The organism is Leucobacter sp. HNU (assembly GCF_047946755.1).
In the GTDB taxonomy this organism is placed as follows: domain Bacteria; phylum Actinomycetota; class Actinomycetes; order Actinomycetales; family Microbacteriaceae; genus Leucobacter.
In genome coordinates this window covers 3,102,007-3,116,546 of record NZ_CP178837.1, presented here as the reverse complement: position 1 = coordinate 3,116,546, position 14,540 = coordinate 3,102,007, and the positions used below count along the sequence as shown (strand labels likewise).

Genomic DNA, 14,540 nt, shown 5'->3' with positions numbered 1-14,540 from the left:
GAGAGCGGGGCCGTCGGCCCCGTCTCGCGCGACACCTCAATGGTGAAGTGGCGCGAAGCGTGCGAATACTGTGCAGATGCCGGAAGAACTCGGATCATTTCGGGCAACTGCACCGTTCCTGGGAACGGGGTGGGGCCGGGGCCCGGCGCCGAGGGATCGCCGGGCCCCGACGCTCGGGGTCAGGCGCCCCAGTGCGCGGCGGAGCGGCGCTGCATCTGCTCGCGATGCTGCCGGGTGGTCTCGGCGAACAGTTCGCCGGTCCCCCAGTCGAGCACGACGCCGTGGCGCCGGATCACGTCGAGCAGGTCGATCTCGCCGGCCCGGTACTGCTGCGCGACGCTCTCCGCGTCGGCCTCGAGCCACTCGGCCCGGTTGGCGCGGATCCAGGAGCGCTGGGTCGCGGTCGCCTCGCGGTCGATCTCGTAGCGGTCGAGATCGGGGTCGACCGGCAGGATCACGACGCCGTAGTCGGCCGAGGCGCGCTCGATGGAGACGTAGCCGTCGATGACGTCCTCGAGCACCTCCTCGGGCGTGCGGTGCAGGGGATCGCCGAATCCGCCGCCGCCCGCCGAGGGACGGTAGAAGGTATCGCCCGGCTGCACCGGCACCGAGGAGAAGATGGAGCCGAGGAACCGCTCGCTGTCGGTGTCCCGGTTGAGCCAGACCCCGTGCGGGATCGACGGCAGGCCGCCCTCGATGCCCCAGGTGATCGAGCGCGCACGGTCGCAGCAGTAGCTCATGACCGAGGCGTCGGCGTCGGTGAGCATGCCGCCCTTCTCGACGCCGCAGCCGCCGCGGAACCGGCCGGGGCCGCCCGAGTCGGTGCCGATCTGGTGCATCGTGGTGAGCACGGGAGTGAGGCGCTCCTGCCCCTCGCAGGCCTGCACGGCGAGACCGACGCCGAACACGGGCGCGGTCGCGCTCGAGCCGTCCTTCGAGGAGCGGCCGCCCCAGCCGCCGGCCATCCAGTCGTACCACATGAAGTACGGGTTCTCCTCGCGACGGGCATCGCGCCCGCCGACGAGCAGGTACTCGAGGTTGAACGCGCAGGCCATGGCCCGCTCGGGCATAATCTGGGACCAGATCTCGAAGATCCCGTTCATGAGCTTCTCGTACGGGCCGGAGCAGAATCCGGTGACCGCGTAGGGCCAGCCGGCGTTGACGACGGTCCCCTCCGGCCCGATGTCGGCCGTCACCGCGGCATAGAAGCCGGAGTTGAGCGGCACGTCGGGGAAGAAGGTCTTGGTGCCTGCGTAGATCGCCGAGAAGGTGGTGCCGTAGCCCGAGTTGAGGAACGTGTCGACGACGTCGGCGCTGCCTTCGAGGTCGTAGTGGATCCCCTCGCCGTCCAGGGTCATGACGATCTTCACCGGGACGAGCCCCTCCGGCTTGCCCGGGTCGAGGTCGAGGTAGTCGACGGTCTCCCAGCGTCCGCGCGGCAGCTCGGCGAGGCGTCGCCGCACCGTGCGCTCGACGTAGTCCTGCGTCTCCTGCATCGCGAGCTCGACGGTCTCGGTGCCGTACCGTTCGACGAGCCGCAGCACCTCGCGCTCGCACACCGCGGTCGCCTCGGATTGCGCGTGCAGGTCGCCGAGCGCCTGCTCGGGGGCGCGGGTGTTGGCGACGAGCAGCTGCGCGACGTCGTGCAGGAACCTGCCCTGCGACCAGACGCGGATCGGCGTGATGCGCAGGCCCTCGCCGAAGTGCTCCGCCGCCGAGACGTCGAAGGATCCCGGCACCTTGCCGCCGATGTCGGCCCAGTGGCCCTTGTTCTGCGCGAACGCGATGATCCTGCCCTCGGAGAACACGGGACGCACGAACGAGACGTCGTTGAAGTGGGTGCCGCCGCGGTAGGGGTCGTTGATGGCGAACACGTCACCCGGGTGGATATCGTCTCCGAACTCCTCGATCACGGCCTTCGCCTGGAAGTGGAGCGTGCCGACGTGCACCGCGATGTCGCCCGATCCCTGCATGACCGTATTGCCGTGCTTGTCGCAGAGCGCCGACGAGAAGTCGCGCGAGTAGATGACGAAGGAGTAGCAGGTGCGCAGGATCTGCTCGCTCATCAGGTCGACGCTCGTGGCGAAGGCGTTCTTCAGCACCTCGAAGGTGACGGGGTCGAGCGCGGTCTGGCGCGCCTCTCCGGCGCGGGTCGCGGGTGCGGTGGTGGTGCTCATCGGGTGACCTCCTCGAGGTGGATGCGGATGTTGAGCCACTCGTCGATCTCGGCGCGGGTGCGCGGCGGGACCACCGTCGTGGAGTCGAGCTGGTTCACGATCGCGGGACCCGCGAACGCGGTCCCCGCGGCGAGGGCGTCGCGATCGTAGACGGGGGTGTCGACCCAGCCGTCCTCGCCGAAGTAGACGGGGCGGCGCTCGGCGGGCGCGCCGGGAGCCTGGGGAACGGGATCCGTCGGCCGGAACGAGGGCTTCGGGATCTTGCCGACCGCGGCGAGGTGGAGCTGGTAGACCTCGACGGGGGCGTCGTCCTGCCGGAACGCGAACTCGCGCTCGTACTGCTCGTGGAAGGTGCGTACGGCGCGCGCGATCGCACCGGGGCCGGATCCCATGGGCACCTGGAGCGAACGCCACTGGCCCTGGTAGCGCATCGAGATCTTGCGCTGCAGGATCGCATCCTCGCTCGCGACCCCCTCGTGCCGCAGTCGCGCGGAGGCCTCGGTCTCGAGCTCGACGAACGCCTGCTCGATCCCCTCCTCGTCGGCGCCGGACGCGAGTCCGGTGTACATCTGGGCGAAGTCGTGCTGGATGTCGACCAGCAGGCAGCCCATGGCGGAGGTGACGCCGGGGCTCGGGGGCACCACGACGGTCGGGATCCCGAGCTCGCGGGCGACGTCGGCACCGTGCAGGGCTCCCGCGCCGCCGAAGGCGAGCAGGGCGAAGTCGCGGGGGTCGTAGCCGCGGCGGATCGAGACGAGCCGGACGGCGTCGGCCATGTTGGCGTTCGCGACCGAGACGATGGCCTGCGCGGCCTCTTCGAGTCCCATGCCGAGGGGCTCTGCGATGACCCGGCCGATGGCCTGTTCGGAGAGCGTGCGGTCGAGCTGCTTGACGCCGCCCGCGAGGGAGGTGCCGAGGCGGCCGAGCACGACGTTCGCGTCGGTGTTGGTGGGCTGATCGCCGCCCGTGCCGTAGCAGGCGGGCCCGGGATCGGCGCCGGCGGACTGCGGACCGTTGCGGAGGGACCCCGCGATGTCGATGTGCGCCAGCGAGCCTCCGCCCGCACCGATGGTGAGCACCTCGATCGAGGGGAAGATGATCGGGTGGCCGTACTCGACCTGCCACTCCTGCGAGACGCGGAGCTCCCCGTCCGCGACGAGCGCGATGTCGGTCGAGGTGCCGCCCATGTCGAGGCTCACGGCGTTGTCGTAGCCGCACTGCTGGGCGATGTGCTTGGCCGAGATCGCGCCGGCGGCGATGCCGGAGGCCGCGAGCCGCACGGGGAACTTCTCGACGAGGCGCGGGGTCATGGATCCGCCGCCCGAGTGGAGCAGCAGCAGGTCGCCGGCGTAGCCGCCCTCGCGGAGCTGCTCGGCGAGGCGGTTCACGTAGCCCGAGACGAGCGGGGCGAGCACGGCATTCGCGACGGCCGTGTTGAAGCGGGGGTACTCGAAGATCTCGGGCAGGACCTCGGCCGAGGTGGAGACGGTCGCGTCCGGGATCGTCTCCTCGAGGATCTCGCGCATGCGGGTCTCGTGCGCGGCGTTCGCGTAGGAGTTCAGGAAGCAGACCGCGATCGTCTTGACTCCGCGCCTGCGCAGCAGTTCGGCGAGCTCGCGCGCCTCGCCCTCGTCGAGCGGGGTGATGGTGCTGCCGTTGTAGTCGATGCGCTCGGTCACCTCGAAGCGGTCGCGGCGGCGGATGTAGGGCTCCGAGACGTCGTTGTAGGCGTCCCAGAGATCGTCCTTGGTGCCGTCGCGGATCTCGAGCACGTCGCGGAATCCGCGGGTGGTGACGAGCGCGGCCGCCGGGAAGTTGCGGGTGATGAGCGCGTTCGTCGCGACGGTGGTCCCGTGCGAGAAGAGCGCGACGTCGCCGAGGTCGATCTCGCCGCGCTCGACCCCGTTCATCACCGCGATCATCGGATCGCCGGGCGTGGACGGCACCTTGGTCACGCGCATCTGCTGGGTCTCGTCGTCGAAGATGCAGACGTCGGTGAACGTCCCTCCGACGTCGACCGCGACACGGACACTGCTCATGGGCTTCCTCCTGAAGTTCGTCGTTGAGTTCCGGATGCATCCCACCTTCGTGGGGCGCGGCACCGAGGTCACTGGAGAATGCGCAGCATTCCGGGCGGCCCGTTGTGGATTCTCCAAATTCTGACGAAGATAAGGGGGCGAAACCTCTCGTTCGCACAAACCGTACTTCCGAACCGCCCGATCGGAGGCCGAACATGGACGTTCCGGCACCGCCGCCGCTGTCCGAGACCGAGCGCCTGGCGGCCTCCCTCGACATCACCAACGCGCTGCTGTCGGCCATCTCGACGACCGACCCGCTGCCCGCGCTGGTGTCCCGCATCAGCGCGCTGTGCCACGGCACCGCCATCGTGTACGACTTCGAGGGCTCGGTCGTCGCGAGCACGGGCGAGGCGCCGATCCAGCTCATCTGGAACGAGATCGCGCAGACCAACCGCCGCGAGCTCGACATCCTCATCGGGCGCTGGCGCGTACTCACCCGACGCGTCTCGCTGCGCGACAGCGTGCACGTCATCGCGCTCGCCAGCCGCACCCCCGAGACCCTCGTGCGGCTCGGCGAGATCCTGCTCGACACCTCCGAGCGGCTGCTCGGCGCGGTGCACGGCATCCAGTACGGGGCGAGCCGCCGCGATCGCCGTGACAACGAGCAGCTGCTCGCGAGCCTGCACGACGGGGTGCTGCCCGCCCGCGAGCACCGCTTCTGGGCGAGGCTCGCCCAGTTCCGGTTCCCCGCCTACGCGCCGGTCCGCGCGCTCGAGCTGGCACCGTTCGACGGCCCCTCGGCGACCGAGGCGCACCTGGAGCACCTGGCGCAGCGCGCCCGGGCCGAAGAGCTCCCCTGCTCGTCATGCTGCGCCGTGCCGATGCCGACGCACCGGCGACCCTCGCCGCGCTGGTGCCCGAGAGCGAGGCGAGCACGCGCTGGATCGACACGCTCGCGCGCACCCTGCTCGTCGGCGCGTCGGCGCCGTTCGCGGAACTGACGCGCGTGGCCGACAGCGCGCGCGAAGCGGAGACCGCGCTCGGCATCGCCCGGCGCTGGGCCGCGTCCGCGGAGGCCCCGTCCCTCCTGGCGCCGACACGGATGGATCGCATCGACCTCGCGACCTGGGTGCTGGCGCACGTCGACGCGCGCCAGTTGGAGCAGCGCACCGCGATGGCGCTCGACCCGATCCGCTCGCCGCAGCTGCGCGAGACCCTCGCCGTCTACCTCGCTGCGGAGCAGAGCATCGCACGCACCGCCGAGCAGCTGTTCGTGCACCCGAACACGGTGCGCTACCGGCTGGGACGCATCGAGGCCGCGATCGGGGCGCCCATCGCCTCGGCGTTCGCCGTGGCCAATCTCACCCTGGCGCTGCACGCCGACCTCATCGGCCGCCTCGCCTCGGGTCCGGAGCCCGCGACGGGCTCGCGCGCGGAGTGAGACCGTCCGCCTAGCCGATCCGGGCGCGGAGGCGCTCGGTCCCGGTGGTGGCCTCGGTGCGTCCGTGCGCGAGCGGCAGCCCCTCGCGATCGACGGCGACGAAGACGATCCGCTCGAGCGTCAGCACCTCGGCGCCCGTGACCGCGTTCTCGACGCGGCAGCTCAGGGTGATGGAGGTGCGGCCGAACGCGAACACCCGGTACTCGAGCTCGAGCAGGTCGCCGCGATCGGCCCGAGCCGAGAAGTCGATCGCCGACATGTGCCGCGTGACCACGTCGACGGTGCCGAGCTGGGTGACCGCGACGATCGCGGCCTCCTCGTCGACCCACTGCAGCAACCGGCCGCCGAAGAGCGCGCCGTGCTGGTTGAGATCCTCGGGCTTGACCCATTTGCGGACGACGTGCCGGTACTCGCTCATGCCCTCACCCTAGGCCCTCGCCGATCGCCGGCGCGGCACGTCAGATCCCGTCGCGCCGCGCGAATCCGCGCGCGACCGGGAACACCGCGGGGAACAGCTCCGCCTCGCTCGACCCCCGGGCCCCGCGAGCGCGTCCCGCTCGGGGTAGGCGGCGCGCAGCTTCTCGAAGATCCGCTGCCCCTCGGCGCGCAGCGCTGCGAGATCGACGCCGGGCAGCACCCCGTCGCGCATGACGACGCGGCCCGCGACCATGCTGAAGCACGCGTCGCGGCCCGTGCCCGAGAGGGTGAGGGAGCGGATCGGGTCGTCGATCGCGCCCATCCGCGGGTCGGCCAGCGAGAACGCCACGAGGTCGGCGGCCGCGCCGGCCTCGATACGGCCGAGATCGGGCCGGTGCAGCGCCCGCGCCCCGCCGAGCGTCGCGGCCTCGACGTACTCGGCGAGGAGGCCCGCGCCGAGATCCCCGTGCTGCGCCTTCGCCAGCTGCACGCCCGTGTCGATCGCCCGGATGAGATCCGGCGGGAACGAATCGGTGCCGAGCCCGACGTTCACGCCGGCCTCCAGGTACTGCGACAGCCGCTCCAGCAGCATCGCGTAGCGCGCGTTCGTGAGCGGGCAGTGCGCGATCGAGACGCCCGCGGCAGCGAGCCGCGCGAGGTCACCGCGATCCTCGCCGTGCACATCGGGATGCACGTCGATGTAGACGCCGTGCGCCAGCACGAGCCGGTCGTTCAGCAGGCCGCTGCGGTCGAGCAGATCGAGCGGGGTCGTGCCCCGCTCCCGTTCGAGGATCCCGAGCTCGCTGTCGAGCCCCTGCGTCGCGTGCGCACGCACGAGCACGCCGCGCTCGGCCGAGACGCGGCCGGTCTCGGCAAGGATCGCGTCGCTCACGGTCTCGATGCGGCACGGCACGAGCACGCCGGTGACGAGCGGATCGGCGAGCGCCTCGACTGTGTCGAGGAAGCGCACGGCGTCGGCGAGGGCCGCCTCGCCCTTCGCCTCGTCCCAGTGGATCCCGGAGGAGCCGTCCGCCCGGGTGACGTGCACGCCCGAGCGGTACGACGGACCGAGGAACGTGCGGATCCCGAGCGCGCTCGCCGTGCGGGCGGTGTCGAGCAGGTCGTCGTGGGTCTCGGCCCAGGCACCGTGGATCTCGGTCGAGATCGGCATGGCCGAGGTGATCCCGTGCAGGATGAGCTGCACGAGCCCGTAGCGGCGCAGCGCGCTGCGCTCCCCGGGGTCGAGCACCTCGCGGGGCGCCCGCGCGTACGATTCCGACCACTCGAGCCGGGCCTCGTGCGCCGGGCTCCACCAGGAGTCGAGCAGCAGGTGGTCGATGTCGACGAGGCCCTCCAGATCGATGAGCCCCGGCATGAGCAGGCTCTCGCCGAGGTCGATCGCCTCGTCCGCCAGCGCCTCGAGCGCCGCGCCGTCGGGCCCGTCCGCGACGGCCGAGATCCGGTCGCCGCGGACGTCCACCACCGCGTCGCGGAGCAGGACGAAGCCGGGGCCGCCCGGACGGCGCTCGTCGAACGCGATGACGAACGCCGCCCGGACGGCCGTGGTCCCGCCCGCGCTCACGACGCGAGCTGCTCTCGGCGCACGGGCTTCCATCCCGGCCCCGGAACCGCGGCCCGCAGCGCGCGGGTGTAGGGGTGAACGGGGTTCGCGAGCAGCTCGGCGGTGTCGCCGCCGTCGACGATGCGGCCGTTCTCCATCACGATCATGCGGTCGGAGATCTGGTGAACCACGGCCAGATCGTGCGAGATGAACAGGTAGCTGACCTTCCGCTCGGCCTTGATGTCGGAGAGCAGGTTGAGGATCTGCGCCTGGATCGAGACGTCGAGCGCGGCGACCGCCTCGTCGAGCACGATCACCTTCGGATCGGCGGCGAGCGCGCGGGCGATCGCCACGCGCTGCCGCTGCCCGCCCGAGAGCTCGCGCGGGTAGCGGTCGAAGAAGCGCTGCGGCAGCCCGACCGAGTCGAGGATCGCCTGCGCGCGGGCCTTCAGGCCGGCCGCGGAGCCCGAGTGCAGCTTGAGGTTCGACATGATGACCTCGCCGATCCGCTGCCGCCCGTTGAGCGACGAGTAGGGGTCCTGGAACACGTACTGCACCTCGCGTGCCCGGACACGGCGGTCGCGCAGGCTGCGCGGCGCCGTCGTGCGATCCTGCCCGAGCACCTCGACGGTTCCGTCGGTCACGGTCTCGAGCCCGACGATCATGCGGGCGACGGTGGTCTTGCCCGAGCCGGACTCGCCGACGATGGCGAGGCACTCGTCGGCCCGCAGCTCGAACGAGACGCCGTCGACCGCGACGACGTCCTCGTGCTTCGTGCCACGGGGTGCCGGGAACACCTTGCGCAGATCGGCGACGCGGATCAGCGCGTCGGCGGATGCGGTTTCGACGCTCATGCCTGCGCCCTCACCTTCAGCTCTTCGTGGATCTCCGGGGTGTACTCGAGCACCGGCAGACGGTCGAGCCGCTCGTCGATGCTCGGGCGGGCTCCCATGAGCTCTCTCGTGTAGGGGTGGGTCGGCGCGTCGTAGACGTGCGCGCCCTGCTCGACGATCTCGCCCGCGTACATGACCGCGAGGCGGTCGCAGCACGCGTTCGCGAGTTCGAGGTCGTGCGTGATGAACAGCAGCGAGAGGCCGCGCGCGCGGCGCTGCTCCTCGATGATCGCCATCACGTCGGACTGCGCGGTCACATCGAGCGCGGTGGTGGGCTCGTCGGCGAGGATCAGCTGCGGCTCCGCGAGCAGCACGCTCGCGATCATAACGCGCTGGAGCAGGCCGCCCGAGAGCTCGTGCGGGTACTGTCTCAGCCGGCGCTCGGCGTGCCGCACGCCGACCTCGTCGAGCAGCCGCACCGCGCGGCGCTCGGCGTCCTCGCGGGCGATCCCGCGCTCGCGCACGAGCGCCTCGGTGAGGAAGTCGCCGACGGTGTGCACGGGGTTCACGTGCGCGCGGGGGTCCTGGAAGATGATCCCGACGTCGGTGCCGCGGAATCTCCGGAGGCGTTCGCGCCCCATGCCGAGCACGGACTCCCCCGCGAAGCGGATGTCGCCCTCGGTGCGGAAACCCGTGGCGAGCATCCGCATGATCGCGCGGGTGGTGAGCGACTTGCCCGACCCCGACTCGCCGACGAGGCCGATCGCCTCGCCGCGGTCGAGGGTGAAGCTGACGCCGTTCAGCAGGTCGAGCCTGCGGTACTTCGTGACGAGGCTCGCGCGGAGGTCGTCGACCTCGAGCAGTGGCTGGCTCATCGGATGCTCCTTGCGTTCGAGGTGAGGCGGTCGCCGATCACGGTAATGCTCCAGACGATCAGCACGATCGCGAGGCCCGCGGTGATCGCCTCCCCGGCCTGGCCGCGCAGCATCGAGTCGAAGCCGCTCTTGACCATGAGGCCGAGGTCGGCGGTCGGCGGCTGCACGCCGAGGCCCAGGAACGAGACCGCCGCGAGGTCGACGACGGCGAAGCCGAGCGAGAACACCGCCTGCGCGGTCACGATGGGCTGCACGTTCGGCAGGATCTGTCGGAGGCTGATCCCGAAGCCCGACTGGCCCTGCAGCCAGGCGGCCTGCACGTAGGGCATGTTCCGCTCGCGCAGCGCCGCGCCGCGCACCACGCGGGCGACGTAGGGGATGTAGCCGATGGAGAGGCCGACGACGACGGTCATCAGATTCGGGCCGAAGATCGCGACCGCGATCAGGCCGAACACGATGCCCGGGACGGCGAACAGCACGTCGAGGATCCAGGAGATCACGGTGTCGACGACACCGCGGTTCCACGCTGCGAGCAGGGCCAGCACGACGCCGACGACGGTCGCGATCAGGATCACGAGCGCGGGCCCGAGCAGGGTGATCCGCGCGCCCCACATGAGGCGCGAGAGCAGGTCGCGGCCGAGGGCGTCGGCGCCGAGCAGGTGCTGGGCGCTGGGCCCGCTGAGCGCCGACAGCAGGTCGGGGAAGTCGGGATCGTAGGGCGCGATCCATGGCGCGAGCGCCGCCGCGAGCACGAACACGAGCAGCACGGCGCTCGCCGCGATCCCGAGCGGGCCGAGCTTGCGCATGAGGAGCGTGAACGCCCCGGGGTCCTGGTTCCGCGACCGCGCGAGCGCGATCTGGGTGGTGCGTGGCGCGATGGTCATTGCTTGCTCCCCAGCGTGATGCGCGGATCGATGAGCGTGTAGAGGAAGTCGACGATCGCGTTGATCACGACGAAGGCGACCACGAGCACGAGCACGACGGCCTGCACGACCGCGAAGTCGCGCTGCAGGATCGCCCGGACGAGCAGCGACCCGAGCCCGTCGAGCGCGAACACGCTCTCGACGACCACGGCGCCCGCGATGAGCGTCGCGACCGTGAGGCCCATCACCGTGGTGATGGGGATGAGCGCGTTGCGCAGCACGTGGCGGCGGATGATGAGGGGCGGGCGGAGGCCGCGTGCGACCGCGGTCTGCACGTGCTCGCGCCCCTCCTCCTCGAGCACCGATGCGCGGGTGATGCGGGCGAGGTAGGCGGCGCTCGCGACGGCGAGCGCGACCGCCGGGAGCGTGAGGTGCCACAGCGAGTCGATCCCACCTCCGCCGCTGCCGTTGGTGGGGAACCATCCGGTGCCCACCGCGAACAGGCTGATCAGCGCGACGCCGATCACGAAGGTCGGGGTCGCGAGGCCGAGCGTCGACAGGGTCGTGATGACGGTGTCGATCCACCCGCCCCGGAGCGAGGCCAGGAGGCCGAGCCCGATGCCGACGACCGCGATGATGATCGTCGCGAAGGCGATGAGGGCGACCGTGGTGCCGACGCGGCCCGCGATCAGGTCGCCGACCGGCTGCCGGTAGACGATCGAGTCGCCGAGGTTGCCCTGGAACAGGTCGCCGATCCAGGCGAAGTACCGCACGAAGAACGGGTCGTTCAGGTGGTACTGCGCGGTGACGGCGGCGATCTGCTCGGGGTGCCGCCCCGGGGCCCGAGCACGAAGCTGAGCGGGCTCCCCGGGGCGAGGTACATCAGCCCGAAGACGATGAAGGAGGTGACGAACAGGACGAGGAGGAGCCCCCGGCCCGTCGCAGGAGGAATGCGGGGACGGACATCGGGGCCTACTCCACCCCGCCGATGGTCGCGGCCCACGGGTACGAGAGGTAGGCCGACGACGCGGTGGCGCCGGAGACCTTGCCGTTCTGCACCAGGATCACGGGGAGGTCGTTCAGCGGCATCCAGGGGACGTCGCGGGTGATCTTCTCCTGCGCGGCGATCGTGTGCTCGGCGCGCTTCGCCGGGTCGGCCGTCTTGCGGGCGGCGGCGATGTCCTCGCCGGCCGCGTTGTAGTCGGAGAAGTTGTGGCTGCCGCCGGGCGTGAACACCGTGTAGACGTCGAGCGGATCGGTCATGTTGCCGTAGTAGGTCGTGAAGAAGCCGTCGATGCCGACGCGCGACTTCTCGTCGAAGTACAGGTTGCCGAACTGCTCGACGGGGATCACCTTCGTCGTGATCTTCAGGCCGATGGACTGGCCCGCCGCCTGGATCAGGTTCGCGGTCTGCTCGTGCACGGCCGAGGAGCCCTGCACGCCCAGCGTGATCTCGCCCGAGACGTCGCCCGCCTTCGCGAGCAGTTCCTTCGCCTTCGCCAGGTCGGGCTTCGTGCCGAACTTCGCGTACGCGTCCTGGAACGGCTGCTCCTGCGGGCCGGTGCCGAAGTAGGCCGGGCCCGCGAGGGTCTTCGCCGGCACCGCGGCGCCCTGGAACACGACATCGGCGATGGCCTGGCGGTCGATGGCGGCGAGCAGCGCCTGCCGCACCTCGGGTTTCGCGAACGGGCCGGTCGTGGCGAGGCCGCGCAGGTTCCAGAAGATGTACGACTTGCCGAAGGTGATCTTCGCATCGCCCTTCGCGAGCTGGCCCAGGCCGGCCGGCGGCAGGTAGAAGTACTGGCCGTCGACGTCGCCCGAGCGGAGCGCGTTGACCGCGGTGGATTCGTCGGTGATGAAGCTGAAGTCGAGCTTCGAGACCTTGGGGATCAGGTTCTTGTCCCAGTAGGCGTCGTTCCGCTCGAGGTGGATCGCCTTGCCGGGGTCCCAGCTCGCGAGCGTGAACGGGCCGGAGCACATGAGGCCGCCCTGCGGGGTGCCGAACTTCTCGCCGGCCTGCTCGGCCGCGGCCTTCGACACGATCGCGCCCGCGGCGCTCGCCATGGCCTTCTCGAACAGGGCGTCGGGCTCCTTCAGGTGCACGGTCACCTGGTTCGCGCCGGTCTTCTCGACCGCCCGCACGCTCGCGAAGTAGTCGCCCCAGTAGGTCTTCGACTGCGGCCCGACCTGGCGGCCGAGCGAGTACACGACGTCGTCGGCGGTGACGGGCGTGCCGTCCCAGAACTTCGCGTCCGAGCGCAGCGTGTAGACCACGGTCGTGTCGTTCGGATTCTCGACCTTCTCGGCGAGCGCGTTCTCGTAGCCGAGATCCGGGGTGAGCCGGGTGAGCCCCTCGCAGAGGTTCGCGTCGACCGTGTTCTCGGCGTAGTTGAACGTCAGCATCGGATCGAGCGACATGGGCTCGTAGGGCAGGTTCCATGTGAGCGTGTCGACCGGCTTGGCGCCCGGCTCGGTGGTGCTGACGAGCTTCGAGCGGTCGACGCTGAACGCCGTCGACTTCTTGCCGTCGCCGCCCGCCTGGGTGCCACCGCCCGCGCAGGCGGACAGTGCGAGCGCGGCGACAGCGGCGGCGCCGAGCAGCGCGTAAGGACGCTTGGACATGATTCTCCTTGGAGTGGGATTCGAAGACGGAGGAGGTTCGGTTACCGGGCGCTGCCGATGGTGGCGGCCCAGGGGTACGACAGGTAGGCGATGGAGGGGACGGCCCCTGTGATCCGGTCGTTCTGCACGAGGATCGTCGGCAGGTACGTGAGCGGCGTCCACGGCAGGTCCTGCGTCACCTTCGCCTGGATGTCGACGGTGAGCTTCGCGCGCGCCGCGGGGTCGAGGGTGCTGCGCGCCTGCCCGACGAGATCGTTCACGGCGGTGTAGCCGCCGAAGTTGTTGGTACCGCCGGTGGTGAAGACCTGGTACACGTCGAGGGGGTCGGTGACGTTGCCGTACCAGGTGGTGAAGAACGCGTCGAGCCCCGCTCGTGCCTTCGGGTCGGTGTAGAGGTTGCCGTACTGCTCGACCGGGATCACCTTGGTCGTGATCTTCAGGCCGATGGCCTGGCCCGCCGCCTGGATCAGGTTCGCCGTCTGCTCGTGCACGGCCGACGAGCCCTGGATCGCGATGGTGATCTCCTTGCTCGTGTCGACGCCCGCGAGCAGCTGCTTCGCCGCCCCGGGGTCCGGCTTCGTCCCGAACTTCGTGAACGCGGGCTCGAACAGGGACTTCTGGTCGCCCCAGTAGTCGGGGCCCGCCAGGGTCGGCGCCGGGATCGCGGCCTTCTGGAACACGACGTCGGAGATCGCCTGACGGTCGATCGAGTCGAGCAGCGCCTGGCGCACCTTCGGATCGGCGAAGGGGCCGGTGGTCGAGGCACCCGCGAGCGTGAAGAACACGAACGACTTGCCGTAGGTGGTCGTGACGGTCGAGCTGCCGGTGAGCTGCTGGATGCCGGTCGGCGGCAGGTAGAAGAACTGCCCGTCGACGTCGCCCGAGCGCAGGGCGTTGATCGCGGTCGTCTCGTCGGCGATGAAGCTGAAGCTGACCTTGCCGGCCTTCGGCACGAGGTTCTTGTCCCAGTAGGCGTCGTTCTTCACGATGTCGATGCCCTTGCCGGCCTTCCAGCTGTCGAGCTTGAAGGCGCCGGTGCACATGATCCCGCCCTGGGGCGTGCCGAACTGCTCGCCGGCCTTCGTCGCGTACGCCTTCGAGACGATCGCGCCCGCCGCGGTGGCCATGCCCTGCACGAAGAGCGCATCGGGCTTCGAGAGGTGCACCGTGACCCGGTTCGCGCCCGTCTGCTCGACCGACTGCACGCTCGTGAAGTACTCCGAGAAGTAGGAGTCCCCGTTGTGGGCCCCGCTCTGCCGCTCGATGGAGAACACCACGTCGGCGGGCGTCAGCGGGGTGCCGTCCCAGAACTTCACGCCATCGCGCAGGGTGTAGACCACGGTCGTGTCGTTCGGGGTCTCGACCTTCTCGGCAAGGCCGGGCCCGGTCGTGAGGTCGGGGTTCAGCCGCTGCAGGCTGTCGCAGAGGTTCGCGTCGACCGTGTTCTCGGCGTAGTTGAACGTCTTCATGGGGTCGAGCGACAGCGGCTCGTAGGGCAGGTTCCAGGTGACCGCGTCGATCGGGCCCTTCGCCTGCGCGGTCCGGGTGGCGAGGCGCGTCAGATCGACGTCGAGGCCGGTCTTCGCGCCGGCCGACCCGCCGCCGCCCGCGCACGCGGAGAGGGCGAGGGCTGCGACGGCGATGCCGGCGACCGCGGACGCGCGGGCCGAGGCCCGTCGGACGCGCGAAGCGGAGGTGGGGGTGGTGCGCATGCGAGAAACTCCTTCGTTTCC

12 protein-coding genes are annotated in these 14,540 nt (G+C 70.7%); 2 read left to right on the top strand and 10 right to left on the bottom strand.

Annotated features, from left to right (window positions below; genetic code table 11):
- Positions 1-179: 179 nt before the first annotated feature.
- Positions 180-2,177, bottom strand: coding sequence for a hydantoinase B/oxoprolinase family protein (locus AB3K78_RS15145; RefSeq protein ID WP_416444601.1), 1,998 nt, complete (start codon positions 2,175-2,177; stop codon positions 180-182).
- On the bottom strand, positions 2,174-4,216 hold the full coding sequence (locus tag AB3K78_RS15140) for a hydantoinase/oxoprolinase family protein (RefSeq protein ID WP_416444599.1): 2,043 nt from the start codon (positions 4,214-4,216) through the stop codon (positions 2,174-2,176). The genes AB3K78_RS15145 and AB3K78_RS15140 overlap by 4 nt, the downstream gene beginning before the upstream one ends.
- 194 nt (positions 4,217-4,410) lie before the next feature.
- Here AB3K78_RS15140 and AB3K78_RS15135 point away from each other — a divergent pair, with 194 nt between their 5' ends.
- Positions 4,411-5,196 (top strand): hypothetical protein, encoded by a 786-nt coding sequence (locus tag AB3K78_RS15135; protein WP_416444597.1) that lies wholly within the window; start codon positions 4,411-4,413, stop codon positions 5,194-5,196.
- Positions 5,109-5,636 (top strand): PucR family transcriptional regulator, encoded by a 528-nt coding sequence (locus tag AB3K78_RS15130; RefSeq protein ID WP_416444595.1) that lies wholly within the window; start codon positions 5,109-5,111, stop codon positions 5,634-5,636. Before AB3K78_RS15135 ends, AB3K78_RS15130 begins: the two co-directional genes overlap by 88 nt.
- Positions 5,637-5,646: 10 nt before the next feature.
- Here AB3K78_RS15130 and AB3K78_RS15125 read toward each other — a convergent pair whose 3' ends face one another.
- The 8 genes from AB3K78_RS15125 to AB3K78_RS15090 form a co-directional block, all read right to left on the bottom strand.
- Complete coding sequence (locus tag AB3K78_RS15125) at positions 5,647-6,054, bottom strand: acyl-CoA thioesterase (protein WP_099724650.1); 408 nt, start codon at positions 6,052-6,054, stop codon at positions 5,647-5,649.
- Between the two features lie 9 nt (positions 6,055-6,063).
- Positions 6,064-7,635: a chlorohydrolase family protein gene (locus AB3K78_RS15120; protein ID WP_416444592.1), complete on the bottom strand. Its 1,572-nt coding sequence runs from the start codon at positions 7,633-7,635 to the stop codon at positions 6,064-6,066.
- A complete protein-coding gene (locus tag AB3K78_RS15115) occupies positions 7,632-8,468 on the bottom strand; it encodes an ATP-binding cassette domain-containing protein (protein WP_416444590.1) in 837 nt (278 codons plus the stop codon). Before AB3K78_RS15115 ends, AB3K78_RS15120 begins: the two co-directional genes overlap by 4 nt.
- Positions 8,465-9,322, bottom strand: coding sequence for an ABC transporter ATP-binding protein (locus AB3K78_RS15110; protein ID WP_416444588.1), 858 nt, complete (start codon positions 9,320-9,322; stop codon positions 8,465-8,467). Before AB3K78_RS15110 ends, AB3K78_RS15115 begins: the two co-directional genes overlap by 4 nt.
- Positions 9,319-10,206, bottom strand: a complete 888-nt coding sequence (locus tag AB3K78_RS15105; protein ID WP_416444586.1) for an ABC transporter permease — start codon at positions 10,204-10,206, stop codon at positions 9,319-9,321. The genes AB3K78_RS15110 and AB3K78_RS15105 overlap by 4 nt, the downstream gene beginning before the upstream one ends.
- Entirely contained in the window at positions 10,203-10,958 is a 756-nt protein-coding gene (locus AB3K78_RS15100) for an ABC transporter permease (RefSeq protein WP_416444584.1), read from the bottom strand. Before AB3K78_RS15100 ends, AB3K78_RS15105 begins: the two co-directional genes overlap by 4 nt.
- A 199-nt stretch (positions 10,959-11,157) precedes the next feature.
- Entirely contained in the window at positions 11,158-12,807 is a 1,650-nt protein-coding gene (locus AB3K78_RS15095; protein WP_416444582.1) for an ABC transporter substrate-binding protein, read from the bottom strand.
- Between the two features lie 41 nt (positions 12,808-12,848).
- Positions 12,849-14,519 (bottom strand): ABC transporter substrate-binding protein, encoded by a 1,671-nt coding sequence (locus AB3K78_RS15090; protein ID WP_416444580.1) that lies wholly within the window; start codon positions 14,517-14,519, stop codon positions 12,849-12,851.
- Between the last annotated feature and the right edge of the window lie 21 nt (positions 14,520-14,540).

Coding starts and splice junctions, on each gene's coding strand:
- AB3K78_RS15110 (WP_416444588.1), bottom strand. CDS start 9,322: ATGAGCCAGCCACTGCTCGAGGTCGACGACCTCCGCGCGAGCCTCGTC.
- AB3K78_RS15135 (WP_416444597.1), top strand. CDS start 4,411: ATGGACGTTCCGGCACCGCCGCCGCTGTCCGAGACCGAGCGCCTGGCG.
- AB3K78_RS15140 (WP_416444599.1), bottom strand. CDS start 4,216: ATGAGCAGTGTCCGTGTCGCGGTCGACGTCGGAGGGACGTTCACCGAC.
- AB3K78_RS15125 (WP_099724650.1), bottom strand. CDS start 6,054: ATGAGCGAGTACCGGCACGTCGTCCGCAAATGGGTCAAGCCCGAGGAT.
- AB3K78_RS15145 (WP_416444601.1), bottom strand. CDS start 2,177: ATGAGCACCACCACCGCACCCGCGACCCGCGCCGGAGAGGCGCGCCAG.
- AB3K78_RS15105 (WP_416444586.1), bottom strand. CDS start 10,206: ATGACCATCGCGCCACGCACCACCCAGATCGCGCTCGCGCGGTCGCGG.
- AB3K78_RS15115 (WP_416444590.1), bottom strand. CDS start 8,468: ATGAGCGTCGAAACCGCATCCGCCGACGCGCTGATCCGCGTCGCCGAT.
- AB3K78_RS15090 (WP_416444580.1), bottom strand. CDS start 14,519: ATGCGCACCACCCCCACCTCCGCTTCGCGCGTCCGACGGGCCTCGGCC.
- AB3K78_RS15095 (WP_416444582.1), bottom strand. CDS start 12,807: ATGTCCAAGCGTCCTTACGCGCTGCTCGGCGCCGCCGCTGTCGCCGCG.